A 25,000-nucleotide genomic window follows, 5' to 3' on the forward strand; every position below is an offset into this window, starting at 1 on the left:
TGTCTGACGTCAGCGCCAATGGGACAGTTTAGGTCGATTTGATAAGAGAGGGTTTCTGGCTCATCGTAACCGCCAAGGAGTGGAGATGAGAAAGAAACCCGGAACCAAGCAGAGCCACGGTGAGAAGGTCGTAAAGGACATTCGCCGTGCGACCCGCAAACAGTATTCCGCAGAAGAGAAGATCAGGATCGTGCTGGACGGCCTAAAAGGCGAGGACAGCATTGCAGAGCTGTGCCGTCGTGAGGTCATCGCGCAGAGCCTTTATTACAGCTGGTCCAAGGAATTTCTGGAGGCCGGCAAGAAACGTCTGGCAGGCGACACGGCCCGCGCGGCAACTTCCACCGAAGTGAAGGATCTGAGACGGGAAGCCCGTGATCTGAAGGAGGTGGTTGCCGAACAGGCTCTTGAACTGCGGTTGCTCAAAAAAAGCATGATCGCGGATGGGGACGACGACGCATGAGATATCCCGCATCCGAAAAACTGGAAGTCATCCGCTTGGTTGAGCAATCGCATCTGCCGACCAAGCGCACTTTGGAGAAGCTGGGCATTCCGAAGACCACCTTCTATCGCTGGTACGACCGATATCTCGTCGGCGGCCCCGAGGCGCTTGAAGATCGTAGACCCACGCCGTCACGGGTCTGGAACCGCATTCCCACGCCAGTGCGCGAGAAGATCAAGGATCTGGCTCTGAAGGAAAGTGAGCTTTCCCCGCGTGAATTGGCTGTTCGCTTCACTGACACAGAAAAGTACTTTGTGTCAGAGGCTTCGGTCTACCGCATCCTCAAGTCTTACGATCTGATCACCAGCCCAGCCTATGTGGTTTTGTCAGCCGCAGACGAGTTCCAGGACAAGACAACACGACCGAACCAACTCTGGCAGACCGATTTTACCTATCTCAAGGTGATCGGCTGGGGCTGGTTCTATCTCAGCACGATCCTGGACGATTACAGCCGCTACATCATCGCCTGGAAGCTTTGCACGACGATGAAGACCGAGGATGTGACCGACACACTGGACCTCGCCCTGCACGCCTCAGGCTGTGATCAGGCAACGGTGCTGCACAAGCCACGTCTGCTCAGCGACAACGGGTCCAGTTACATCTCTGGTGAGCTTGCCGAATGGCTGGAAGATCAGAAAATGGATCATGTTCGAGGGGCACCATACCATCCGCAAACTCAGGGAAAGATCGAGCGCTGGCACCAGACGCTCAAGAACCGCATCCTGTTGGAAAACTACTATCTGCCCGGTGATCTCACGCAGCAGATTGACGCCTTCGTCGAGCACTACAATCACCGGCGTTATCACGAGAGCCTGCAAAACCTCACGCCCGCTGATGTCTACTTCGGACGCGGGCAGACCATTCTAAAACAACGAGAAAGGATCAAACGAAAGACTATCGAAACCCGGCGCTTGCTTCACCGCAAAACCGCCGCATAATCAATCTAACCAGATGAGACAGATACTCTCTTAGATCACGCCGCCATCCGTCCCAAAACCCCTGACAACGGACAATGTGCAGTGGTCATGCCGAATGACGCGGCCTCACGTTGCTCATACCAATATGCTGCAAGCTGCAATGCGGCTTCGGTAAGGGGTGCTTCACCGGCTACAAACGGTGTCCCGGTGTAGTGGCCGATCCACGTTTCAGCGGCGTCCAGCTTGTGCGCCAGCAGGGCGTCATCAAGATCATGGTCAAGGTTGAGCTGCGATTTCAACAGCGCAACAGGTGTTTGGGCGGGCATCTCTTACTCAGTAAACTGTGAATGTGTTATATTATAACACAATCGATTAACCTTATGAAGAGTCGCAAGTAAATCCGCCGGGACTTAAGTGATTGTCGTCAAATTGATACTGGATATAGTGATTCAAAACCCAAGAGGATCGCCTTGAGACTCCACGATATCGTCGCTTCAACTATGGCAACCGTAGTTTGCTCAACTTGCGCAACAGCAGGCCCTTTGTGGCAACCGTCAGACTTTGACGGAGCATTTGTTAGAATTGTAGACGATGCCACCAACGGTTGTTGGACGAATATTGGCGAAGTGCGCAAGTATGCTGAAGATCAATTAGCGTTAGCGGGTTTCACAGTTGTTGAGGAACCTGAAAAGAAGGCTGATTTGCCACTCCCGCTTTTGCGTGAAAACTATACTGCTTACTTACTTCACGTGAATGCGTCTCGGCAGGACAATGGTGTGTGTTTTGGTTACTTGAGCTCATCGTTTTGGGGAGCTGTTGCGCCCGGATACGACCAGAGCAAGTTAATAGTAGGCCAGATCGGCCCACCATATGTCTGGTCGGTTTGGAACAAAGAAAACCTTAATCAATACATGTATGATCAGGTCAAAGACACAATCGAAGCGTGGGTGGAGTTGGGCGAAGTGAGTGGCAGTCCCAACTAGTGCGCTCCTAGTTCTCTATTGAAAAAGTTATTTTCGACGTGTCTTGCGCGGAGGTCCCCCCGCCGGTCCCTGATTGCCTCGCAAATTTGACGGCCACCCCGGGAGGAGGTGGCCAATGGCCTTGAGGTGAAGCAAAGCCAGTCATTGTGATTGCATCTACTTCGCCCAAATTAACCTCCTTGCGCTTTTTCCCTTAGCGCAGACAACGAACGCCACTGCGTTTCTCCGGGGAACTTCGCTTTCCAATAGAGCCATCCATTCAAGCTCGTCTTCTTGCCGTCTTTTGTAATTGCGAGTGCTATTGCAGCAGCAGAAAGCGAAGTGAAGTGCAGTTCACCAACAACCAAATGACCGTTTAGGAATTTGCCTTCATATATCTGTGACCCACGTTGATATTCCATTCGAGCAAGTGATCCGTGCGGGATCGACACGCCGTCCTGAACAAATGGCCGCCCTTCGCTGATGGGTTTTGATGGTTTAACCGCCTCGGGCTCTGGGAGATTTAGTAGTCTCCGAAGAGCTACATACTCTGGTTCGTCAAATCCACGCCGCTCTGCTTCGATAAGCTTGTGAATATCAAAGTCGATTTCGATTGTTTTGGTTTGCATGCCGCTTCTCCTTTGCCTGCAAAAACTACTATAGTTAAAATAGTAAAGCAAGTAGTAAAAATAGATAAGGGGGTAAACGGGATGGCGCGCGCCCTTTTGTGGTTTATGGCGACTGTTCTTGGAGACAGGTTCAGTCAACGCAGTAAAAACGGACCAGTCTTTGTTTAGTCGGCATCTCAAAGTGGCTTTTTGTTTTCCGGTGATCTTCGCCCACTGATTGAAGCTACTTTCCTCGCCACGTTATCTGAGAAGGACAAACTGTCTTTTCTGCTTCGGCTCGGTCTCACTCAACTTGCGGATAGCTGCGAGTATCAGCCGATCCTTCAACTTTTCACCGACTTCAGCGGCAATAGATCAGCCATCGTTAAGCCGTTTGACGATCGTTGCAGGAGGGAGGAATGTCGTAGTCCAGCGCCCAATCGATGATGGAATGGGTCTTGTCTTGATAGGTGAGCATCGATTCAGGGTTGTAGCTCACGCGTGGCGCTCCATATTGACGCCTGCAATGGGCTTCCTTGGCCATACGCGCACAAAGAAAACCACATAGAGCAGGACTAGCTTATGGAAATTGAGAGCTGGATTGCCATCTACGCCGCAATAGTAGCGACCGGAGCGCTTACACTTGAGGTGCGCCGGTGGTTTGAAAGCGGCCCTCGTGTGAGAGTCAGGGTTCAGCCCAACATGGCAATTGCAGGGGAAACAAGATGGTCCGGTGAAAGGTATGTGGTTGCTACTGTCAGAAACAGAGGAACTGTAGCGACGACAATCACTACGCTTGGATTTGTTAAGTATCCAAGCCAGTTCCACCGCCGACTCCGCTGGAGAGGTGAACACTTTGTCGTTCCCGCGCCTTACCTTGAGGGCAGACCTCCATCGCTTCCACACCTTTTGGAGCCGGGTCAACAATGGCTTGGTTTCATAAAAAAATCTGATGAGGACCGCGAGGCTTTTGAAAATGGAAACAACGTTGTCGAAGTCTACACCTCTGACCGCGATAGACCCTATAGGGTCGTGGTTCCTAGGAACAAATCCCCGGAGCACTTGGGAAACCAAGAAAACGAAGTAGAATAAACCAACTGCACAATAGGGCGTTTTCTCAAATTTTTTTCTCATGCCGTTGCTTGTGGCGACTGTGGCAGGACGTGCAGAGCGGTTGCCAGTTTGATTGATCCCAGAACAAGTGCATGTCGCGACGATGAGGGATGATGTGGTCAACAAGCGTGGCCTTGGCTCCACAGCCGGGCCATGCGCAGCGATCATTGATCTTTAGGAATGCATCACGGGCTTTTCGCCATTTGCTACTATAGCCACGCGCTGATGCAGTGGGGCGGTTTGCGTCATAGCGTTTGTTCCGGGCACGGGTGCGCGCGATCTGACAGGCGCAACGTTCACCATGCGGAACAATGATGCCGCACGTGCAGAGATGAGGCGGGCGGGGCATCAGATCATTTGCCCTTCACGTAACGCACTTAGTGTGCGCAGGCTTTCCAATCCGGCACGGTCAAACTCAGGGTCAAAGCCGTTTTCAATGTTCTCTTGGCGGTGTTCTTCGGTTGGGCCTTGTTCTTCTTCGGGTGCGCCGTGGATAGCCATGAGCTTGCTCATGTGGGCTTCAAAGGCGTCAGTGATTTCTTGGGGTGTGGCGTTCCAAGCGGTTTCAGGCGGCCAGCCCATCCAGCCGGTTGCATAGCCGTAGAGCTGCTTGAACAGATCGGCCCAAGCTAGAGCGGGACCGTTTGAGCTGCCCTTTGTTCGATCATCGTCATGAATGGGTAGTAAGGCAGTCAGGAACTCGAATAGCGCGGCGTGTGTGGCATCAACAAACCCGGACAGGGGGTTGGCTGCCATATGAACACAAAACGTGTCAGCGGCGCTTTTGCCAGCTCCGGCACCAATGATCTGCCAAACGGTAAACGTGTCGAATTCTTCCAGCTTGCGCAGCAGCTCAGGAAAGCCACCGTGCAGCCGTTCAAGGTGCATAGCAGCCCGCAAAGATGGGCGCAGGAACACGGTGTGACCACCGTATTCCAATGCGATTGCGTCATATGCGAGCTGCGGTTTCATGGGCTGGGTCAGGCTGCCATTTTCAGCTTGCGGAACGCAGCAGGCAGGACAACGCCAGCACCCGTCCGGCGGCGCGCATGGTAGCGAACCAGACCGTTAATGCGCTGGGTGTAGGGGTCACTCAGCACGGCCAGCGACAGGCGGTCATAGATGCGATAGCCGCGCTTGAAGTCGCCAAAAATGATTGGTTCAGCATCAGCGCCAATATCCGGCATATCCACGGCCTCAATTACCGGACGGCCAAGGATCGTTTCGGGCTGGCCTGCCTGATAGGACGGCTGCCACAGATAGTTGCCATGACCGTCTTTCAGCGTGCGAATGACTGCCAGCGTCTGGGCATTCATCACCCACGCCCCCTTGTTCCGGTAGGTGGCTGGCAGGGCATACATCAGCGCAATCAGCTCATCGGGGTCGATTGCGGCCTGAGCAGTTGCTGTGGTGTTGCCGATAGCGGCATCGGCCATGAAACCGGCAGGTTCCAGACTGGTGCTGCCATTGACATAGGCCAAGTTCTCTTTTTGCGCAAAGTCTTCCGCCAGAGCCAAATTCACTTCGCTCAGAACGTTGTCGCTGTCTTCAGCAAGCTGCAGAGAGATATCAACGTAAGTGGCAATTTCGTTGATTGCGATTTTCGATTGATCAAAGGCGGGCTGGCTGCCGGTCCGGGTGGTGGTTTCATCAACCCAAACAGCATTCGTGATCCCAGTCCGCTTCGGCAGGATGACGCTACCGCGTGCGGTGGTGCGAACATCAGCGATGGAACGGACAGGGCTGAATTCGACCAGATTGCGGATGAATTCAGACTGCACGTCTTCCGGTGCCAGAATGTGGTCGGAGGTGTCGCTGGCGGTGGTCAGCGACTTCTTTTCGCCTGTGGACAGGTATGCTGCGAAAGCTTTGACTTCCTCGCCACCCATGACGGGGTTGGCCGGGCCGGTGATCCGGGGGCGCTTGCCCTTGGCTTCCAGTTCGTCCAGGCGGGCGTTGATCTTGTCGAATGCCTTCGTGTCGATCTGGGGCACTTGAGGTGTATCGTTGGCCGGGGTTGCGGCTTTCGGCTCCGTCTCGATTTCTTCGTTTTCCAATTTTGGGGTCTCCATAGAGGGGGTCAGGGGGTCATCCGATTTGATGGACGTGATCTGTGCGCCCGGATGACATGGGACGGCGACAACAGAGATTTCGTGCAGGTCAGCAGCCGTGATGGTGCGACCTTTGGCATGTCGTTTGTGCTGCTTGGTGACAAAGCCGATAGACAGGCCTGAAACTGCCTTGCTGCGGATCATGGCGCGCACTTCACGGGCGCGCTCAACGTCATCCACCAGCAGTTGACCTTTGACGGTCAGGCCTTCGTCGGTTTCGGTAATTTGATCCCACACGCCGATGACTTGGTCCTGATCATGGGCAAACAGCATCGGCAGGTTTTCAGGGGATGTGAGTGCGCCTTTTTCGATGACGTCGCCAACTCGGTCAGCAGAGCCAAACGGCCATGCGATGCCGGTGATCTCGCCTGTATCTGTGACTTCGAATGCGGCTTTGATCTCAATACGGTCGGTCATGCGGCAACCTCTTTCAGAGCTGCCGACAAGTCGCCTGTTTGGGCTGCATCGGTGGTGTCAGGTTTACCGCCCCAGCGCGCATCCAGCACGTCCAACGCCAGCGGATACAGATCATCAATCGGAGTGTTCCGGGCGTAGGTATCTGTAAGTTGTGCTGCGCGTTCCGGTTTGGTGCCGCCTCCGATCAGGCCAAGCCGGATGATCTCGATCAGATCGGCCAGTTCGAACTGCATGTTCACAGCGCGCATATAGAACGCGCCGATACCAAGATCGGCAATACGCTCAAGCTCGGTGATCATGTCATCGGTCAGGGCGAACGTGTATTCGCCATCGCCGAAAAAGGCGGTGTGGGTCAGGTTCATTCAGCCTGTTCCTTCTGGGTCGTGGTGTAGGGGTTGCTCAGCTCGTCACCGCCTTTACGGGGCGGCAGATTGAGGCCAGCGCGCACCTCGTTTGAGGTCAGAACTCCCATGCTGCGATACTGGCCGTATGCGGTTGCACGGGCGGCAGTGTCGGTGGTCAGCAGATCGTCGGTGACGGCTTCAAAGTAGAGGTCATCTTGTTCTTCTAGCGTTAGCAGGCATTGCGCGTAGGCATCCGTCCAGTCCTTCAGCCACGGCTTCAAAGTGACGGTATGGAACTGCCTGAACATTTCTTCTGTGTTCGACCATGTGCCACGCGACAGTTCGAAAAGCATAGTTGGCGGCACACGGAATACACGGGCGATTTCGTTGATCTGTTCGAGACGGTTTTCGGCAAACTGGGCGTCTGCCAGTGTCATGGCTATCGGCTGATATTGCCTACCTTCGTCCAATACAGCGATGCCACCGTTGTTCATTCCGTTGTGCTGGAACACCCATTCCTTAATGAACTTCTTGATCGCTTCGATGGGCATTGTTTTGGGTGATGTAATGACACCTGAGACACGCGCGCCGTTCTTGAGTGACGTTGCCATATGGTTCTCAAGGCTCTGCGCAAGCGCTATTGCTTCACAGCCAAGAGTGATCGGAGCTACGCCACCAACGGCCTCAACGCGCAGCACGTCGCGGTATGAAAGCCGCACTTGCCCAGCATCAGTTGAAACGCGAAAGAACGGCTCACCGTCAGGTTCCTGATCTCGTTGGACCTTGCCTGGCTCCAGCCGGTGCAGCTCATACGGCGCGTCATCAGAAAGGCGAACTACTTGAGCATGACCGGCACCATGTAGCAGGGCGTCAATAGTCAGTTGTTCGCGTAGTTTGGCAGCACTGGTCCACGGATTCACTCGCCCATGCACCAGCCGATAGGCGGGATGATCTGTCAGGGTGTCTTTGGATGCGCGATCATACAGTTTTACCGGTAGCGCACCTATGGTCTCGGAGATCAGCGACACCGCGCAATTCACGGCGGGAACACGCATGGCGTTGCTGGGGCCAACCGACACACCGGAAGCTGTTGGCGTTACCCCGAAAATGGGGAACACCTCGTGGTCAGTCAGGGCCAGCGACTTTTCTTCGACGCCGAACCCGAATGCTTTTTTAATCTTGGTAAGGGCCATGCGATCCACGTGAGATTGTAAGTGTGGTAAAAATACCACACCGTGAATCGCGGTTAAAGAAAAAAGTTACGTATGTAACTAAATGACTTCTAGCCTTTGTAGGGCTCTAAGAAATCGGAAAGCTCTATCAGTGGGGCAAGCGCACTTTGTCTTACCTCATCATCATTTTGAATCTTGCGCTGGATGATCGGGTGCGATGTTTCGAGTATGTGGGCGTATTTGATTTGATGAATTGCGGTCAACTCATCAACGCAAGACCCTAGCGCTCGCTCCAACCGCACCAAAAACTCCAATGAGATTTCAACTTTATCTGACAAGATTTGCTCCATTGACAGCGGGCTACGAAATGAAGCCTCAACTCAGGTCGTATAAGGGCAGTTTGTTAACCGCGTCGATTTTGGTTTTCAATGTCACGTCGCCGTAGTCGTCACCTGCCGTTTTCCCGGCATGACCTTGGATGGCATCAACGACGCGATCTGAGATACCAAGTTCGCGGCATTGCGTTTTGAGCCGGTGTCGCCAAGCGTGGTTGGGCAGCAAACCTTCTGGTGTTAGGCCGGACTTACTCAGCCAAGCTGCCACTTGATTTGCGATACGCTTTGCCTTGCGCGAATAGTCCTCTTGTTTCGTGCCGCCATGAAACATCGGGCCGGGATTTGCGGCGTCAACAAAGTCAATGAAACCTTCATCTATGATCTGAGGATGCAGAGGCGCATCACGATATCCACCTGTTTTGACAGAACCGGCGTCAGGCGTGATCCGAATGAACCATTGCCCATCAACTTTGCGCACATCCTCCTTGCGGAGCTGGGTAATCTCTGAGACGCGCGCACCCGTGAAGGCACATATGATAGGTGCCCAACGCTTGGCGGCGATCAAGTGTGATTTTTCCCTGACGTAGCCGCGCTCATCCTCGTTTGGCCGATAGGTCCGGCTTGCTTTCAAAACCTTGTTTGCTTCGGCGTCCACATAGCCGCGTTCACGAGTGTGTTGTTTCTTGGGTTTTACTTGCCGAACGCTGGCGGCGGGGTTGTCTGGTAGAACATCGTTTTCCACTGCCCACGAGAAAAGCGAACGGATGGTTGAGAGATACACATCGCTTACTGTCTTGGCAGAAAGATCACCCATCAAGTGGTCACGCCAAGCGAGTAGGTCTTTCTTGGTAACTCGGGTGGCATCGTTGTGTTTCAGATATTTGATGAGCCTATCAATAACCGGCTGCTGGCGGCCAGTGCCAGACTTCATGAACCCGGCTTGCTGCCGATGCGCGACGTAGTCTTTCCAGAGCTGTTTGATGCTGACCGGCGCAGAGGCGTTTTCCGGGGGCTGTGCGTTCACAATGATTGGCGCAGCGGGTGCGCCTGTGAAATCGCCTTCGTCGCGCTCAGCACTGCGCGCAAGTGCTTCCAGTTCAGCTTGGCATAGGGCACGGGCAATGCTTCGCCATTCCGTGCTACCCAGTGTTGCATCAAGGTTGCCAGCAGCCCGAAAGCGTTCGATCTGTGCGCCGACCAGTTCACCTAGCTCTGCATCGTTCGCGTTCCCGGCGATGGCATTGCGGAGCCGCTGAACAAGTAGGTCATCAATTCCAACAGCGGAGTAGCGCGGATCGTTTCGGAGCTGATCGTCAAAGGCCATGCGCTGCTGATAGTGGCTGTGTGCGATCTGGTCTGGTGCCAGCGGAAAGCGGGCAGGGCTGTTGCGTTGTTGGTTTGGGTTCGCTTTCTGCTCAGCAACCGCAATCTGGCGTTGAATCTGCGTGACAGCGCCCGGCAAAAGCTTGAGCGCTTCGCGGCGATCACCACCCAACGGGATGCGCAGTTCGGTCTTTCCGATGATTCCACGTAAGTCTTTAGGCACCACAACACGAGCGTGATACCTGCCGGAACGGTTGATCAGGTGACGAACTTTGCCTGCCATGGGAACACCTTTTGTAACCAAAGTTGTAACCTAGAAACGGACAAACGCCCTTATTTGCAAGGCTTTTCTTTAATAGCAAAAGGTTAGGATGGTGGGTGATGAGAGACTCGAACTCCCGACATCTTCGGTGTAAACGAAGCGCTCTACCAACTGAGCTAATCACCCGTGACGCTGCATGTAGCCAAGCCTGAGGACGGGTGCAAGAGGGTTCGCACGAATTTCTTGCCTTTCTTCAGGTGTCGCGTCAGCGATGGCTGCCTGTTCCGCCAAAGGCATCACTGCACACCCGATTGAAGGCAAAGTCTGAAAGGCGCTTGCGCGACGCCTGTTGCCTCCGATATCTCCGTTAGGGACCGAAACCCCTCAGGCTGGAGAGGACATGGCCCGACACTCCCCTCGCCGTTTTCTTGTGGCAGCGCTGGTGCTTGGCGCGTGTTTTCTGGCTCCGCTTCGGGCCGGGGCAGATGGGATTTTGGTGTTTGCGGCGGCCAGTCTGAAAACCGCTTTGGACGAGGTTTCGACCGCGTATCAGCGCGAAACCGGCAACGATGTCACGATTTCATATGCCGCGTCCTCGGTTCTTGCGCGTCAGTTGCAGCAAGGCGCTCCGGCTGATCTGTTCATTTCCGCGAATGAGGATTGGATGGATGTGTTGCAGCAGGATGGTGTGATCGAGCCCGAAACCCGAGTCGCCCTACTGGGCAATGGGTTGGTTCTGATCGGAGCCGCGCCGCAGACACATATTGGCGAAGTCTCAGCGGGTTATGATCTGGCCGAACATCTTGAGGGCGGCTTTCTTGCCATGGCGTTGGTCGATGCCGTCCCCGCAGGGATCTACGGAAAGGCCGCGTTGCAGAGCCTTGGCCTGTGGGACGCGGTGCAGCGTCAGGTCGCGCAAACCGACAATGTGCGTGCGGCACTGGCTTTGGTTGCAACCGGGGCGGCACCGATGGGTATTGTCTACCGGACGGACGCTCAGGCTGACGCGCGGGTTGGTGTTGTTGGCAGCTTCCCAGAAGACAGCCACCCACCCATCATATACCCGGTCGCCGAGACGTCCTTTGCCAAGCCAGAGGCGCAGGATTTTCGGACCTTTCTACAGAGCGAATTCGCGTCAGATGTGTTCAAGGGGCAGGGGTTCTCTCTGCCTGGACGGTGAGCCTTATGGATTGGTTAGGCCCTGCCGAGATTGAGGCGTTGAAATTGTCCCTGCGGGTGTCGTTCTGGGCAACGCTGGCGACTTTGCCATTCGGAGTATTCGTGGCTTATGCTTTGGCGCGCTGGCGCTTTCCGGGACGACAGGTGTTGAATGGTCTCGTGCATTTGCCCCTGATATTACCGCCCGTGGTAACCGGTTACCTGCTGCTGCTGACCTTTGGCGTTCAGGGTCCGGTCGGACGCTTTTTGGCCGAGTTCGGGATCGTTGTTGCTTTCCGGTGGACTGGCGCTGCGATGGCGGCAGGGATCATGGCGTTCCCTTTGATGGTACGGGCCATCCGTCTGTCGATCGAGGCCGTTGACCCTCGACTTGAACAAGCGGGAGCTACGCTGGGCGCCTCACGCCCTTGGGTGTTTGCGACGGTGACATTGCCGATGATCCTGCCGGGGGTCATCGCGGGGGCCATTCTGGCCTTTGCCAAGGCGATGGGCGAGTTTGGGGCCACTATTACCTTTGTGTCGAACATTCCGGGCCAGACTCAAACACTGCCATCAGCCGTCTACGCCTTCCTGCAGGTGCCGGGGGGTGAGGCAGCGGCGACCCGGTTGGTCGTGATCTCGATCATCATCGCGATGGGGGCATTATTGTTGTCGGAATACGTCGGGCGGCGTGCGGCGGCGCGGGTGGCCGGGTCATGAGCCTGTCTGTTCGTCTGCGCCACAGCCTTGCGGGGCTGGATCTGGACCTCAACTTTGAGGCTCCGCCGGGTGTGACCGTTCTGTTCGGGCGCTCGGGGTCGGGCAAGACTACGGTGGTGAATGCCGTGGCGGGTCTGTTGCGACCCGAGGCCGGGCGCGTTGCCGTGGATGATTGGGTCCTGTTCGACACGGACACCAAGCTTTGGCTGCCGCCGCATAAACGCAGGCTCGGCTATATCTTTCAGGAAGGACGTCTGTTCCCTCACCTGACCGTGCGACAGAACCTGTCTTTCGGGCGCTGGTTTGCACCGCGGCCTGCAAAGCGTGAGGACCCGGACAAGGTGATCGAAATGCTGGGCATCGGTCATCTGCTCGACCGCCGCCCGGCTGGTTTGTCCGGTGGGGAGAAGCAGCGGGTCGCGATCGGGCGCGCCTTGCTGGCCAGCCCACGCCTAATTCTGGCTGACGAACCTCTGGCTGCGTTGGATGAAGGCCGCAAGGCCGAGATCCTGCCTTACTTTGAGCGCCTTCGGGATGAGGTCTCGGTTCCAATTCTCTATGTCACCCATTCCGCAGCCGAGGTCGCGCGGTTGGCAACTTCGGTTGTTGCACTGCAGGATGGCAAGGTGGGGCGCCATGGTCCGGCCTCTGAAGTGCTGGCCGATCCGTCCGTTACACCTGCGGGCGTGCGCGCGGTTGGCGCGGTGCTGCAAGTGCGTGTTCGGGCCCATCATGAGGACGGTTTGACCGAGTTGGACGCGGGTGGAGAATCTCTGTTTCTGCCGCGTATCTCGCATCAGATCGGTGCAGAGCTTCGCATTCGTATCCCCGCGCAAGAGGTGATCCTGTCCAACCAGCCTCCGGCGGGGCTGTCGGCCCTGAACGTTCTGGCGGGCACGGTCGAGACGATCCGCGCCGGAGACGGGCCGGGTGCGATTATCTCGATGAATACGCGGGCAGGTATCGTTCTGGCGCGGATCACCCGCCGTTCCGTCGCGGGGCTTGGTTTGCAACCGGGCGCGCGATGCTATGCGGTGATCAAGACAGTTGCGCTGGCGCCGCAGGATGTTGGCGGACGGATCGGCCCGACAGGTTAGAGTCAGGCCAAGGCGCGGGCCTCATGCTCGCGCAGGATCATGCGAGCAGCGCGTCCGAAGCCGGTAGATTTGTCCGGGGTATGGTCCGGGAAGATCGAGGCCAGCTCCTGCAGCCCGTCCGAGGACAGGGAATGCAACGCTTCGTCGCCGAGAAACAGGCTCTCTGCCAATGCGCCTTCGGCGGTCAGAATCTCATGCTGATCCAGCAGGATATGCAGGTATTCGACCGGCTGGTCTGAGGTGTCGACGAAGATACCCGGCCATGAACACAGGTGTTTTGCGGCGACCAGAACCTCGGCGGCGCCAAACAGCAGCTCGACTTTCGGTCCTTGAATCAGGACGCGATGTTGCTGCGACACCAGAAGATCGCGCGAGGGTATGTCGGGCCCAAGGCTGCCGCGCAGGATACGCACGGGCCGCAGATCAGGGTCACGACGCAATCGCTCGGGGGGGATCGGGCTGGACTCGATCCACCGAATAGGCTGCAGCCCGTGATCTTTGGTCTGGACCAGATCGCCGACTGTCAGGGCCTCGACGACCTCTGGTCCGGTTTCGGTTTCGATCAGCGTCCCGGCGGTAAAACAGACGCCTTGAATAGAAATGGTGATGGTCGCCTGACCAAAGAAGAACCCGTCAGACCCCTGAATGACGAACGTGTCGGTCGCGATTTGGTTGAAGTCGAGGCTGTCAAAAAAGGTGGGATCGACCGTGTAGGTCCATTCGCCGGTATCCGCGTCTATCGTAGCCGTCCCATTGGCCGCAGGGGTCGCGATTGCCCAATTGTTGACGTCGAATGTTCCCGGGGTGTCGCCAAGAATGACCTGGCCGGTAGCCACGTTTGGCGGTGAGCCCGTGACATCCCCTGTCAAATCACCCGTGACCGGAACCGAGACCATGCTAGCCCTCGCTCTGTTCCAGCAGACGTTTGAAATCCTTCTTACGATAGAGCTTCATGTAGACCTCGCCCGCGGCATCCCGGCTCCATTCTACGATCCGGTTCTGACCCATGTCACCAACCAGACGATTCGTTCGGACGCGGGGGTGTGGTATTTCTGCCTTGAGAATGTCGACAATTTCATTCGTCTGCCCGAACGGCGCAACCAGATCGACGATCCAGAACGAGGACCCGCTGGTGAAATCCTTATCCTTCAAGGGCTTTTCCTGAATGGCATATCTGTTTTCAGCCTCACGGTTGAGGCCAGCAAAGGTTACGAACCCTCGGGGAAAGCCGTTCTGGCGGAAGATGTGATACTGCCCCAGCCGCAACGGCGTTTCAAAGGCATAGAGAACCTGCGCCAAACTGCGTTTCTGATGCGTTGGGGTCAGGCCTGCCAAGTAGAACATAGCTCCGAAATCGGCGTATTTCTCTGGCGAGAGGTCAAACCAGTCTTTTGGAAATGTTTGGCTCACAGGGACACCAGACTTGCAATAAATATCATGATGATATGCGCCGCCATGTCAGTTGCATATAAGTATTTTGATGTGTTTGCGGTCTGTTGCCGAGCCCCCTCTCGACCCAACCTCCAATTGTGTTACTCTCATGGAACAGAGTTTATTTTAGGATGTTCGGATGATGCGTATTGCCAAACTCATTGCAGCCTCGGCGTTAATTATAGCACCCCAGCTTGCGCAGGCTGTCGGCTTCGGTGTCCGCGTGGGGCCGCAGAACCGGACCGAGATCACGCCACTAGAAGGCGGCATCTTTGAGGTCAGGGCCATCGGATCATCGGCACCCGTAAACTACTGGTGCGGGATCGGTGATTTTGCTATCCGAACTCTGGGGGTGCCGGGCCCGACGCGAATCTATATCTATCGCGCCTATGAGCCGGGCGTGCGCACTGTGCAATTCTCGCTGACGCCGCCTCCGGGCGCAAATACCGATCCGGGCTATTCAATTTCCGTCAAAAAAGTAGGAATGAACATGTCCGCTACCAAGGCCCAGAACTACTGCTATGATAACTTTCTGGATTTAGCGTTCTGATCCTCAGACCCATTTCGCCAAGGGCGGCAGGCTCATCAGCACTGCGTCCGGATCGTGGCCGGTCTCAAGCCCGAACTTGGTGCCGCGGTCGTAGACCAGATTGTACTCGGCATAGAGGCCCCGATGCACCAACTGGGTGTCTTTGTCCGCGTCTGAAAAGCTCTGAACCCGGCGTTTTTCGACCAGCGGCAGGAAAGCGGGCAAGAAGGCTTTGCCGATATCCTGTGTCAAAGCGAAATCCGCTTGCCAGTCATTGGTGCAGTAGTCATCCATGAAGATACCACCAACGCCGCGAGCGCGTTTGCGGTGGGGGATGTAGAAATACTCATCCGCCCAGTCCTTAAGGCGCGGATAGTGGCTTGGTCCGTGCGGGTCCAGATGCGCCTTCTGGGTCGCGTGGAAATGGGCGGTATCGTCGTCATATTCGATGCAAGGGTTCAGGTCTGACCCGCCGCCGAACCACCAGGCATGCGGTGTCCAGAACAAACGCGTGTTCATATGAACAGCGGGGGCATGCGGGTTTTGCATATGGGCCACCAGCGAAATCCCTGAGGCCCAGAACCGAGGGTCCTCAGTCATGCCGGGAATACCCTTACGCGCAGCCATGGCCTGCTGCGCTCTCTCACCCAACGTGCCGTAGACGGTTGAGACATTGACGCCGACCTTTTCGAACACGCGCCCGCCCCGCATCACCGACATCAACCCGCCGCCCGCGTCCGAGCCGTCCTCGGACTGGCGTTTGGTTTCTTTTACTTCGAAGCGTCCCGGGGCTGCGTCAGCAAACGGGCCGGTGTCGTGACTGTCCTCCAGCGCCTCAAAAGCGGCTACGATATCGTCGCGCAATTGGCGGAACCAGGCTGAGGCGGTGGTCTTTTCAGTATCAAACATGGTCAATGCGCCGGGGCTGCAACGGGGTCCAGCAAGGTGCGGCCGCCGTCAATTGTTAGGATCTGGCCAGTGATAAACCCTGCTGCGTCCGAGGCCAGAAACTGCGCTGTTTCCGTCAGCTCGGTCGGGGCCGCGATCCGGGCCAGAGGGGTGTGTTTCTCGATGTCGTCGCGGAAATCGCGGTTTTCTTTCAGCGTCGATTGCAACGATGCGCTCATCACCGACCCCAGCGCGATCGAGTTCACGCGGATTCGGTTGGGGGCCAGTGCAACCGCCAGCGAGCGGGTCATTTGATCCAATGCTGCGGTCGAGACGGAATAGGCCATCAGATCCGGATGGGTGCGCCGCGCTGCGATTGAGGACAGGTTGATGATGGAGCCCGCTGGGTTTTCCTCATCCTCGCCGGATTGTTTGATCATCCGCTTGGCCACCAATTGGCTGAGGCGCAGGGCGGGCATCAGGTTCTGGTTCAGCAATGTCCGGACCGAGTCGTCATCGGGGTCCAGCGGATCGGACGGGATCACCTGACGCGCGCCGTTGATCAGAATGTCGACCTGATCGAACGCATCCAGCGTGGCCGAAAGCAGGTTGGCGATGGTCAGCTTTTCGCGCAAATCACCGGCGAAATAGCGGATGTTGCCATCGTCGGCCTGCTCGCCCAATTCCTCGGCCAGCCGTTTTTCATCCATATCTGCAAAGACGACATTGGCCCCGGCATCTGCAAAATGCCGCCCGATGGCCAACCCAATCCCGTTGGCCCCGCCGGTTACAATCGCTGTCTTGCCAGTTATGGAAAAGGACATCCGAATCCTCCTGATTTGGGGCAGGTTAGCCGGGCTTAGGCCCGGGGGCGAGAGGCTTGGAACACCTTGAATCGATTGTCGCCTGCCACTTCCTGAACTTGGGCGAAGGATTCGGCCAGTGTTGCCTCATAGGGCAGGTGGCGGTTGGCAACCATCCACAGGGTGCCGTTGCGGGTCAGGTTCTTCGCGGCGGACTTGATGAAGCCCTGCCCCAACGCCGGATCGGCACTGCGTGAGGTGTGAAAGGGCGGGTTCATGATGACGGTGTCGATAGGCTCGGGCGCGGTCCAGGTCACCGCATCCGCCCAGTGAAACTGAGCGCGCGCATCGGGGACGTTTGCTTGCGCGCATGTCAGCGCGGCGTGATCAGCCTCAACCAGATGAAGGGCTTTGACACGGTCATTCTGTAGTAGACCCGCTGACAGATACCCCCAACCTGCGCCCAGATCAGCCACGCGGGGGCCGATCTTGTCCGGCAAGGACTGCGCGAGAAGTGCCGAGGCTGGGTCGATCCCATCTGCGGAAAACACACCCGGAGCTGTCACGTAGCCATCGACGGTTTGGTTCTCGCGGGCGGCCCAATCGGCGAAGGCCTCAGCGTCGGCCTGAAACCAGAAGATCTTGCCATGGGCCTTGGAAATAGGGCCTTCGATGGCAACACGCTTGCGGATGTCTTTTAGAATGCTGTCGACACCGTTGGTTTTGGCGCCATCAACCACGATTGTCCCGCTGGCATGGCTGCATGCCTGCTGGACAAGCGACCGAGCCAGCGCTTTGGCGCGCGGCAAGAACACAAGCGCGTCGCTGCATGCCGCGTCAAGCACCGGTTTGGTGGCAAAGCCCTGACCCGCGAAATGATCGTGGAAAGGCTTGAACGGCTGAATCACCTGAGCCTCGCGCGGCAAGGCTGACAGATCCTCTTCTGGTGTCGGGCCGATAACCACCAGCGGTTGCGACAGGGTCAAACCGCTGTTCAGGGCAAGATCAAGACGAGAGGACATGGTAAATTCCGGGCGGCCCAGCCTGCGTTATTCTTCGCGTTCCATCGTGCATTGCAGCGGATGCTGATGCCGACGCGCGAAATCCATCACCTGACCCACCTTGGTCTCGGCAATCTCATGGCTGAAGACGCCAACCACGGCGACGCCCTTTTTATGCACGGTCAGCATGATCTCGAACGCCTGCGCGTGGGTCATGCCGAAAAAGCGTTCCAACACATGAACAACAAACTCCATCGGGGTGTAGTCATCGTTCAGCAAAAGCACTTTATACAACGGAGGGCGCTTGGTTTTGGGTCGCGTCTGCAGCAGGACGGACGAGTCGCCGTCGTCATCCGATTTATCAGACATCATCCAGGGGTTTTCCAGCATCGCGCGCAACTGTCCGATTCAGGCATTGGGTTTATCTGAGGGCTTATATAACGTTGACGCCGTCAGAATAAAGAGGCAGCGGACCCTTTCGGAATGGACAGCAAACTGACCACTATCGCCTTCGACGCGGATGACACGCTGTGGCATAACGAGCGTTTTTTCCAACTAACGCAGGCCCATTTCGCGCAATTGCTGGCAGACCACGCCGAACGCGACCACCTGATGGAGCGTCTGTTGGCCGCCGAAAAGCGGAACATCCAGCACTATGGCTATGGAATCAAAGGCTTTGTCCTGTCGATGATCGAAACGGCGATCGAGGTGACCGAAGACCGCGTTCCAGCCTCGGTCATCCGCCAGTTGATCGATGCGGGGCAAGAGATGCTGGCCCATCCCATCGAACTCCTGCCCTATGCGCGCGAGGCGGTCGAGGGCGTGGCCGAGACCCATCGCGTCATTCTGATCACCAAGGGCGACCTGATTGATCAGGAGCGTAAGCTGGCGCAATCGGGGTTGGGGGATTTGTTCGACGGGGTTGAGATTGTCTCGGAAAAGACGGCTGAGACCTATCGGACGATCTTCGAACAGCATGGCGAGGGGCCTTTGAGCGCGATGATGGTGGGCAACTCAATGCGGTCGGATGTGGTGGCGCCGATCAACGCCGGGTGCTGGGGCGTTCATGTCCCGCACGGGCTGGTATGGGAGATTGAGCATGCCGAAACACCCTCTCACCATCCCCGATTCCGAGAGCTGTCGGATCTAGGCGGACTTTCGGATCTGGTGCGCGCTCTAGGCTGATGTTGCCGTTCGGCCTCAGTTTAAGAAAAAACCGCGCAACCTTTGCCTTGTTCCTGTCATCATCGCTCATCTGGTAGGTCGGCACAGGGGCTTCGCCTATATATAGAAGGGGTCCCCGCCCCTCACGATGCCGGGAAAACCCCAGCTTTTGGTTTATTTTGCCGGGGTCCTGTGTTAGCCTTAGCGATAATCAATAAATTTTATCCGACCGGGAAAACCCGGCGGAACGAGGCAGACAGAGGCAAAGATCGTGCAGAGTCGGTGGACAGTCCCGGCCCGGATGGGCGTATTCCTCACAGCGTTTATGTTGGTGCTTTCTTTCGCGCCGCTTAAAGCCTTGGCCGCGCCCTACGCGGCGATGGTGATCGACGCGCGAACGGGCGAGGTTTTGCACTCGCGCAACGCTGATACCCGCCTGCATCCGGCCTCACTGACAAAGATGATGACCCTCTATATTGCGTTCGAAGCGGTTCGGAACGGAGAGATCACGCTGGATACACAAGTCCGCATCACGCGGGCGGCAGCGGCTGAACCTCCGTCTAAGCTGGGCCTGCGTTCGGGCCAGACGATTGCGTTCCGTTATTTGATCCGCGCGGCGGCGGTGAAGTCGGCCAATGATGCCGCAACCGCCATCGGGATTGCGATTAGCGGGTCCGAGGCCGCCTTTGCCCGCCGCATGACGCGCACCGCCAAAGCAATGGGGATGAGCCGCACAACCTTTAAGAACGCGCATGGCCTGACGGAATCAGGGCATATGTCGACCGCGCGTGACATGACCACGCTGGGGCGGCATCTGCTCTATGACTACCCGCAATATTACAACCTATTCTCGCGCCAATCGACCAATGCCGGTATCAAGACGGTTCCCAACACGAACCGCCGCCTTTTGGCTGCGTATAAAGGCGCGGACGGGATCAAGACGGGCTATACCCGCGCCGCTGGTTTCAACCTTGTAGCCTCGGCCAAGCGCAAGGACGAGCGCATCATCGCAACGGTCTTTGGCGGCAAATCAGGTGCCTCACGTAATGCCAAAGTGGCTGAGCTGCTGGATCTCGGGTTCCGCCGCGCCCCGTCGCGCGCCCCGATCCGCCGCCCTGCGCGCCCGGCCTACGCGGGCAATGCCGGTTTGGGTGGCACGCAAGTTGCTCGTTTGACCGGCGCACCCAAGACCAGCCTGCGCCCGGCGATGCGTCCGACAGCGGCGACACAGGTTGCAAGCGCGGTTGTTGATGCTGCCGATGAAAACCGGGACCGCATCAAGGACGGGATTGCCGCAGCTATTGCACAGGCGGATATCGCGCCGACGGCGCCTCCGGTCGAAAGCTCGGATACACGTCCGGCCCTGCGGCCCGAAAATCTGGTCCTGGCTTCGACCCAACCAGCCGAGCAGCCGGAACCGGAACAAGAGGTTGTCACGCGGCTGTCCACCTCTGGCGGGCATCTGTGGGGCGTGAATGTGGGCCGCTACACCACGCGCTATGAAGCCGAGAAGGTGCTGCTGAAAACCGCATTGTCCGAGATGACAGCGCTGGACGGTACGTTGCGCAAGGTCAATCAAAGCTCCAAAGGGTTCGAGGCCACGTTCCAGGGCATGACCCGCGAACAGGCCGATCTGGCATGCCGCCGCCTTCAGGCGCGTAATGTCACCTGTTTCATGATCGGGCCGTCATAAGACCCGACATATACTCTCCTGATGGGTCTGGGCTGCGAAGTTTCGCAGCCCTTTTTTCATGTAACCAGTTCAGTCGAACACATGGCCATGCTCGTACTGCTCATCCTGCCCGGCGGCGGCGGTCAGTGCCGCGACGTTGTCCTTGGTGAAGAACCCGTCGTAGTGGTGGCACCGTTCGATATACTCGGTGATCAGCAGCGTGTTCTTTGAGTGCTTCGAGAAGATCTGCTTTAAGTTGGGATCGTCTTTGCATTCCCCCACCACATGGGCGAGGAACGGAACACCCTTGTCTTTGAGCGTATTGACGACGAAATCCACGTTCTTTTCGCCCGCGCCATGGTCGCCATCCTGAATCTCGACCGCCATGTGATGCAGGCGGCGGCCGAAGTTGCGCACGAAATCCTCGGTGGGCATGGGCAGTTTGGCAAATGAATTCACGAAGGACGGCGTGTTGTTTGCCGTAAACACCTTGGCCGGGGATTTCTTGTCGTCATCTACGTTGGCGTTGCGGTTCACATTGGTCGACGAATTCATGTCGAAGATGTTGTAAGCCCCCCAGAAGTAATAAGGCACCATCGTCAGAAACTCGAGGATCGCATCTTCCCGCTCGCCCGCCAGAACCCGCGTGGCAAGGTGGTCGATCCCCAGCATCAGCGGCGCAATTTTCGAATCCGTGCCAAAAGCTGCAGCCTCTTCCAATCGAGCTTTCTCGGTATCGCTCAGCAAAACGCGGTCGCCGAGGCCCAAACTGTCAGGGTCGTTGAAATCCAGGGTGGAATAGCCAACGCGGTTGCAGGTGAAATCCGAGGGCGTGGTAAAGCGAAAGCCATCCAGCGAGTAGAACGGGTTTTCCGTATCACCTGCATATTCAAACCGGATGTTCTGCTCTTCGAGAGTTTTGCTGAGCTCTTTCAGATCGCAGGCGGCAAAGACCTCCCCCACGTACCGCGTTTGCGGGGTCGGGCGGGCCAGAGGGTACATCCTGTTGATGCGGGGAATGAAGTCCTCGAAACTGTCGCTCAGCGGGGCCATCAGGATCAGCGCCGGATAGTCGGGATGCGAATGCAGGACCGCGAACTTGTGTGTCTGCCCCAGATAGCTGGCCGAGTGGCGGTAAGGCGTCATCACATAAAGCTCGACCATCGTATCGAACAGCGCCGTGGATTCGACCTGGATGACGATCGCGCGCATCGGCCCGACCTGATCCGCGACGCCCGAGCTGGTCCTGCGTTCGTAGATCATCGGAAGGTATTCGTGAAAGAAGTCCGAGTTCTTCTTGTCACCTCGGGGTGTGTAAGACATCAGATCGAAAGACATGTGCGCCTCCTTGCCGGGCATCTGGCGGCGAGCGCGGGGCCAGCCAATAGCGTTGCTAGAAATACGGTATTCAGAACATGCACTTGCGAGTATGCTATGCGCTCAACCGAATTCAGGCAACAGCCATAGGATAGGGACCCAAGATTACGGGCTGATGTCTATCGGGTGAACTTTGTCACCTCGACCCCGCCTTCGATCAGGTTCTCCCGCACTGACCGGGCGATCTGTACGGCAGTTGGGCCGTCCCCATGCAGGCAGATCGTGTCGATGGACGTCTCCAGCCGTTTGCCGGATTCGGTGATGATGGCCCCTTCGCGCACCATGTTTAGCATGCGCGGGCCTGCAATCTCAGGGTCGTGAATCACCGCGCCGGGTAGGCTGCGATCCACCAAAGTGCCATCGTCATTGTAGGCCCGGTCGGCGAAAATCTCGCCCACCCATTTGCAGCCAAGCTCTCGCACGGCGTCTTCCTGTTTCGTGACCGCCAGCACCATGATGATGATGTCCGGGTTAACATCCAACGCCCCCTGGTAGCAGGCGCGCGCCATGTCGATATCGACCGAACACATATTGGCCAAAGCGCCGTGCAGTTTCAGATGCCGCACCTTTGTGCCAGTGGCTGCGGCCATACCCAAAGCCGCACCCAGTTGATAGCGCACCAGATTGCGCAGGCTGCCATGGGGCACTTTCATATTGCGCCGCCCGAATCCCTGTAGGTCAGGAAAGCCGGGATGCGCTCCGATGCCCACATCATTCTCAGCGGCCAGTGTCATGGTCTTGGCCATCACATCCCAGTCACCTGCATGAAACCCGCAGGCGATATTGGCGGATGTAATGATCTTCAGCAGGCTTTCGTCATCGCCCATCTTCCAGGGGCCAAAGCTCTCGCCCATATCGGCGTTCAGATCCACGCGCGGCATCAGATAGTCTCCTTAGTCGGTGGCAGAGATCACTCCGCCGATCAATTGGTAGGACAACAGGTCCGGGATGTCATGAGGGTTGCGGACCAGAGGCTCCACGCGGCCAGGAAGGCGCGCAAGATCCGCGCGAAACGCAGCATCAATCTCTACAGCCTGTTCCAGAGTCACGAATTCAAAACGTACCGTCCCGCCCGCCGGGGTCTGCGCCGCCTTGGGCATGTCGCAGGGCAAGACGGTTGCAATCCGGGGGTAGCCTCCGGTCGTCTGGCATTCGGGCAGCAGAATGAAGGGGTTGCCCGTGCCGGTCATCTGAATGTCTCCGGGCGTTATCACCTCGGACAGGATATTGAGCTGATCTTTGGCCGCAAAGCCCGGTCCGTCACTTTCCAGCTGCACCCCCATACGGTTGGCCCGCGCGCCGCGCGTGAACTCTGTCTGCGCAAAGCGATCCAGCGTTTCATCATCGAACAACGCGGTTTGAAAGCTGGCGACGACGCGAAGAGTACCGCCGTTGAACCGGCCCGAAGGGGACAGCTTCATTCTACCATCGCCCGCAGTCTTCCCGGCGGGCAACACATCACCCACCGCAACGGCGCGACCGATCTTTGCCGTCAGATGCGTCGCACGCGAGCCGAGGAACAGTTCGGCCTCAATGCCGCCCTCCAAATGCAGGTAGCCGTAGTTGCCGTGCAAGGTCGCACCGATTGTCAGAGTCTGCCCTTGCTCAAGAACATGTGACGCGTTCCAGACGATCGGGGAGCCGTCGATGCTCGCCTGCATCGATGCGCCGGTCAGAGCGATCCTTGTGCGTTCCGTCGCTTCGAACGTGCCACCCATGCCTGCCATTTCCAGCGCGGCCAGATCGGGGCTTTGTCCCAGCAAGGCCGCACCCTCATGCAGCGCCAGAATATCGGCTGCTCCGGACCGAGAGAGACCCTGATCCAAATAGCCGATGCGCCCCTGATCTTGAACCGTACAAGACGGTCCAATGCGATGAACCATCAGAGTCATCAGGCGAACTCCTGACAGGTTGCGCCACCAAGGCCGTCGTCATTATTGGCGCGGATTGCCTCAAGCTCATCGCGCGAGACAGAGGTGAACTGAAGCTCATCACCGGGCCGCAAGGTAAATGCTTGATCCTTGTCTGGCTGAAAGCAGCGAAACGCCGTTTGGCCGACATGCCGCCACCCAGTCGGTGTTGGGCCGGAGAACAGTACAAATTGTGAGATCGCCAGAACGAGAGCGCCCTCGGGCACCATGGTCGTCAGCTCCTGCAGGCGCGGTATGTTGAATTCGGGTCCCAGCGGCCCGAGATAGGGTTGCCCCGGCGCAAAGCCGATGGTCAGCACCCGCACTTGTGTCTGATTAAGCCGCCGGACAGCCTCGGCCGGGTCCAGCCCAGCAACATGTGCGGCGTCCTCCAGCTGTGGGGCAAGGTCCGTGCCATATACGGTTGGCACCCGCCATAGTCTTCGGCCCTGTGGTAGAAGGGCACTATACCAGTCCTGCTGGTTCAGGATCTGCTGCAGTTGGCTTGTGATCTCGAGATGTGAAACCACCTGAGGGTCAAAGCGCACATATGCAGACCCCAGAGAGGCCGATGTCTCTATAAGCCCGTGCAGCGCTAAGCTGTCCACCTGCGCCCGAAACGCCAGGGCCGCGCGGTTTGCGGCCTCATCCATCTTGTCTGCAAATGTCACCAAAGCCCCGTCGAGCCCGACGGTGCGTACCAGTGGGTAGGAAAGACCTTCAGTCATACTTGGGCCGAGATAGGATTATTTCTTGTCATTCAGGAACCAGACCGCATCCCAATGAAATGCGCAAGTACAGGTAAAGAGCGATCCACACCGACGCGCAAAACGGAGTTTTTGAAGCCTGTCACCGGATTCGACTCGCGGGCGCGAGTCGGGCTTTATTGTATCCAAGAGTTAACATGGCCCAAGATGTTGTGGTTTGCCATTGTGGAGTTCCGGTCGGGCTATGTAATTCCTTTGTTGGCGTGCTTGTATCTGGCTGATTTGGCGCTAGACGACGCTAATTAACCTATTGATCTTAAGTCAATAAATAAGAAATCGCAAAAAAATACGCCGATATGTAATTTTCCGCTTGCGGCTTTGTGGGGTAAACCTTAGAACCCCCTTCACCGGCGCTGCTGAGGCGCTGGGGCGCTGCTGAGGCGGCGGGGACGCTCAGGATAGACTGGGGGCATCTGAGGT

Annotated in this window: 28 protein-coding genes and 1 tRNA gene; 9 read left to right on the plus strand and 20 right to left on the minus strand. The window is 57.1% G+C overall.

Features of this window, described 5'->3' with window-relative positions:
- Positions 1 to 85 precede the first annotated feature (85 nt).
- Positions 86 to 1,437, plus strand: a protein-coding gene (locus tag ACP15L_RS22040) for an IS3 family transposase (RefSeq protein ID WP_425084199.1) whose coding sequence is annotated in 2 segments (ribosomal slippage) — positions 86 to 422 and positions 422 to 1,437 — 1,353 coding nt in all. Because the reading frame shifts where the segments join, the coding sequence is not laid out codon by codon here.
- A 35-nt stretch (positions 1,438 to 1,472) separates the two neighbouring features.
- Here the strand turns inward: ACP15L_RS22040 and ACP15L_RS22045 are convergent.
- Positions 1,473 to 1,742, minus strand: coding sequence for a head-tail connector protein (locus tag ACP15L_RS22045; RefSeq protein WP_425085788.1), 270 nt, complete (start codon positions 1,740 to 1,742; stop codon positions 1,473 to 1,475).
- A 144-nt stretch (positions 1,743 to 1,886) separates the two neighbouring features.
- Here ACP15L_RS22045 and ACP15L_RS22050 point away from each other — a divergent pair, with 144 nt between their 5' ends.
- Positions 1,887 to 2,399, plus strand: a complete 513-nt coding sequence (locus ACP15L_RS22050; RefSeq protein WP_425085789.1) for a hypothetical protein — start codon at positions 1,887 to 1,889, stop codon at positions 2,397 to 2,399.
- Between the two features lie 170 nt (positions 2,400 to 2,569).
- On the opposite strand, the gene ACP15L_RS22055 is transcribed toward ACP15L_RS22050, so the two are convergent.
- Entirely contained in the window at positions 2,570 to 3,007 is a 438-nt protein-coding gene (locus ACP15L_RS22055) for a hypothetical protein (protein WP_425085790.1), read from the minus strand.
- A 561-nt stretch (positions 3,008 to 3,568) separates the two neighbouring features.
- Here ACP15L_RS22055 and ACP15L_RS22060 point away from each other — a divergent pair.
- Positions 3,569 to 4,078 (plus strand): hypothetical protein, encoded by a 510-nt coding sequence (locus ACP15L_RS22060; RefSeq protein WP_425085791.1) that lies wholly within the window; start codon positions 3,569 to 3,571, stop codon positions 4,076 to 4,078.
- Positions 4,079 to 4,103: 25 nt separating this feature from the next.
- On the opposite strand, the gene ACP15L_RS22065 is transcribed toward ACP15L_RS22060, so the two are convergent.
- The 8 genes from ACP15L_RS22065 to ACP15L_RS22100 form a co-directional block, all read right to left on the minus strand.
- The gene (locus ACP15L_RS22065) at positions 4,104 to 4,448 is read right to left on the minus strand and encodes an HNH endonuclease (RefSeq protein ID WP_425085792.1); all 345 of its coding nucleotides are present in this window, start codon (positions 4,446 to 4,448) and stop codon (positions 4,104 to 4,106) included.
- Complete coding sequence (locus ACP15L_RS22070) at positions 4,448 to 5,071, minus strand: hypothetical protein (RefSeq protein WP_425085793.1); 624 nt, start codon at positions 5,069 to 5,071, stop codon at positions 4,448 to 4,450. The genes ACP15L_RS22065 and ACP15L_RS22070 overlap by 1 nt, the downstream gene beginning before the upstream one ends.
- Before the next feature lie 8 nt (positions 5,072 to 5,079).
- A complete protein-coding gene (locus ACP15L_RS22075; RefSeq protein WP_425085794.1) occupies positions 5,080 to 6,627 on the minus strand; it encodes a phage major capsid protein in 1,548 nt (515 codons plus the stop codon).
- Entirely contained in the window at positions 6,624 to 6,989 is a 366-nt protein-coding gene (locus ACP15L_RS22080) for a gene transfer agent family protein (RefSeq protein WP_425085795.1), read from the minus strand. The genes ACP15L_RS22075 and ACP15L_RS22080 overlap by 4 nt, the downstream gene beginning before the upstream one ends.
- Positions 6,986 to 8,164 (minus strand): phage portal protein, encoded by a 1,179-nt coding sequence (locus ACP15L_RS22085; RefSeq protein WP_425085796.1) that lies wholly within the window; start codon positions 8,162 to 8,164, stop codon positions 6,986 to 6,988. The genes ACP15L_RS22080 and ACP15L_RS22085 overlap by 4 nt, the downstream gene beginning before the upstream one ends.
- Before the next feature lie 89 nt (positions 8,165 to 8,253).
- Positions 8,254 to 8,481, minus strand: coding sequence for a hypothetical protein (locus ACP15L_RS22090; protein WP_425085797.1), 228 nt, complete (start codon positions 8,479 to 8,481; stop codon positions 8,254 to 8,256).
- 37 nt (positions 8,482 to 8,518) lie between these two features.
- A complete protein-coding gene (locus ACP15L_RS22095) occupies positions 8,519 to 10,084 on the minus strand; it encodes a DUF6538 domain-containing protein (RefSeq protein ID WP_425085798.1) in 1,566 nt (521 codons plus the stop codon).
- 89 nt (positions 10,085 to 10,173) lie between these two features.
- Positions 10,174 to 10,249 (minus strand) — tRNA-Val (locus ACP15L_RS22100).
- 214 nt (positions 10,250 to 10,463) lie between these two features.
- Between ACP15L_RS22100 and modA the strand changes: the two genes are divergently transcribed.
- The 3 genes from modA to modC are packed head-to-tail and all read left to right on the plus strand — an operon-like array spanning position 10,464 to position 13,038.
- Entirely contained in the window at positions 10,464 to 11,243 is a 780-nt protein-coding gene (gene modA, locus ACP15L_RS22105) for a molybdate ABC transporter substrate-binding protein (RefSeq protein ID WP_425085799.1), read from the plus strand.
- Positions 11,244 to 11,248: 5 nt separating this feature from the next.
- The gene (modB, locus tag ACP15L_RS22110) at positions 11,249 to 11,941 is read left to right on the plus strand and encodes a molybdate ABC transporter permease subunit (RefSeq protein WP_425085800.1); all 693 of its coding nucleotides are present in this window, start codon (positions 11,249 to 11,251) and stop codon (positions 11,939 to 11,941) included.
- Positions 11,938 to 13,038: a molybdenum ABC transporter ATP-binding protein gene (gene modC, locus ACP15L_RS22115; RefSeq protein ID WP_425085801.1), complete on the plus strand. Its 1,101-nt coding sequence runs from the start codon at positions 11,938 to 11,940 to the stop codon at positions 13,036 to 13,038. Before modB ends, modC begins: the two co-directional genes overlap by 4 nt.
- A 2-nt stretch (positions 13,039 to 13,040) precedes the next feature.
- On the opposite strand, the gene ACP15L_RS22120 is transcribed toward modC, so the two are convergent.
- Both ACP15L_RS22120 and ACP15L_RS22125 read right to left on the minus strand, forming a co-directional pair.
- Positions 13,041 to 13,934 (minus strand): Hint domain-containing protein, encoded by an 894-nt coding sequence (locus ACP15L_RS22120; RefSeq protein ID WP_425085802.1) that lies wholly within the window; start codon positions 13,932 to 13,934, stop codon positions 13,041 to 13,043.
- A 1-nt stretch (position 13,935) separates the two neighbouring features.
- Entirely contained in the window at positions 13,936 to 14,448 is a 513-nt protein-coding gene (locus ACP15L_RS22125; protein WP_425085803.1) for a toxin-activating lysine-acyltransferase, read from the minus strand.
- Positions 14,449 to 14,608: 160 nt separating this feature from the next.
- Here ACP15L_RS22125 and ACP15L_RS22130 point away from each other — a divergent pair, with 160 nt between their 5' ends.
- Positions 14,609 to 15,019, plus strand: coding sequence for a hypothetical protein (locus ACP15L_RS22130; protein WP_425085804.1), 411 nt, complete (start codon positions 14,609 to 14,611; stop codon positions 15,017 to 15,019).
- Between the two features lie 3 nt (positions 15,020 to 15,022).
- Here the strand turns inward: ACP15L_RS22130 and hemF are convergent, their stop codons facing one another.
- From hemF to clpS, 4 genes are read right to left on the minus strand one after another with little or no spacing between them, the layout of a single operon-like run.
- On the minus strand, positions 15,023 to 15,907 hold the full coding sequence (hemF, locus tag ACP15L_RS22135) for an oxygen-dependent coproporphyrinogen oxidase (RefSeq protein ID WP_425085805.1): 885 nt from the start codon (positions 15,905 to 15,907) through the stop codon (positions 15,023 to 15,025).
- A gap of 2 nt (positions 15,908 to 15,909) precedes the next feature.
- Entirely contained in the window at positions 15,910 to 16,710 is an 801-nt protein-coding gene (locus ACP15L_RS22140) for an SDR family NAD(P)-dependent oxidoreductase (RefSeq protein ID WP_425085806.1), read from the minus strand.
- Positions 16,711 to 16,745: 35 nt separating this feature from the next.
- Positions 16,746 to 17,711 carry a methyltransferase gene (locus ACP15L_RS22145; RefSeq protein WP_425085807.1) on the minus strand — a complete coding sequence of 322 codons (966 nt, stop codon included), beginning with the start codon at positions 17,709 to 17,711 and terminating at the stop codon, positions 16,746 to 16,748.
- A gap of 27 nt (positions 17,712 to 17,738) precedes the next feature.
- Complete coding sequence (clpS, locus tag ACP15L_RS22150) at positions 17,739 to 18,080, minus strand: ATP-dependent Clp protease adapter ClpS (RefSeq protein WP_170378718.1); 342 nt, start codon at positions 18,078 to 18,080, stop codon at positions 17,739 to 17,741.
- 93 nt (positions 18,081 to 18,173) lie between these two features.
- Here clpS and ACP15L_RS22155 point away from each other — a divergent pair, with 93 nt between their 5' ends.
- A complete protein-coding gene (locus ACP15L_RS22155) occupies positions 18,174 to 18,875 on the plus strand; it encodes an HAD family hydrolase (protein WP_425085808.1) in 702 nt (233 codons plus the stop codon).
- Between the two features lie 280 nt (positions 18,876 to 19,155).
- Positions 19,156 to 20,547 carry a D-alanyl-D-alanine carboxypeptidase family protein gene (locus tag ACP15L_RS22160; protein WP_425085809.1) on the plus strand — a complete coding sequence of 464 codons (1,392 nt, stop codon included), beginning with the start codon at positions 19,156 to 19,158 and terminating at the stop codon, positions 20,545 to 20,547.
- Positions 20,548 to 20,616: 69 nt separating this feature from the next.
- Here ACP15L_RS22160 and ACP15L_RS22165 read toward each other — a convergent pair whose 3' ends face one another.
- From ACP15L_RS22165 to ACP15L_RS22180, 4 genes are all read right to left on the minus strand, one after another.
- Positions 20,617 to 21,864, minus strand: coding sequence for a hypothetical protein (locus tag ACP15L_RS22165; RefSeq protein ID WP_425085810.1), 1,248 nt, complete (start codon positions 21,862 to 21,864; stop codon positions 20,617 to 20,619).
- Positions 21,865 to 22,022: 158 nt separating this feature from the next.
- On the minus strand, positions 22,023 to 22,784 hold the full coding sequence (locus tag ACP15L_RS22170) for a LamB/YcsF family protein (protein WP_425085811.1): 762 nt from the start codon (positions 22,782 to 22,784) through the stop codon (positions 22,023 to 22,025).
- Positions 22,785 to 22,796: 12 nt separating this feature from the next.
- A complete protein-coding gene (locus ACP15L_RS22175; protein WP_425085812.1) occupies positions 22,797 to 23,795 on the minus strand; it encodes a biotin-dependent carboxyltransferase family protein in 999 nt (332 codons plus the stop codon).
- Positions 23,795 to 24,541 (minus strand): 5-oxoprolinase subunit B family protein, encoded by a 747-nt coding sequence (locus ACP15L_RS22180; protein WP_425085813.1) that lies wholly within the window; start codon positions 24,539 to 24,541, stop codon positions 23,795 to 23,797. Before ACP15L_RS22180 ends, ACP15L_RS22175 begins: the two co-directional genes overlap by 1 nt.
- Positions 24,542 to 25,000: the final 459 nt, after the last annotated feature.

The sequence above is a fragment of the Ruegeria profundi genome (genome assembly GCF_049800715.1).
Lineage (GTDB): Bacteria > Pseudomonadota > Alphaproteobacteria > Rhodobacterales > Rhodobacteraceae > Ruegeria > Ruegeria profundi_A.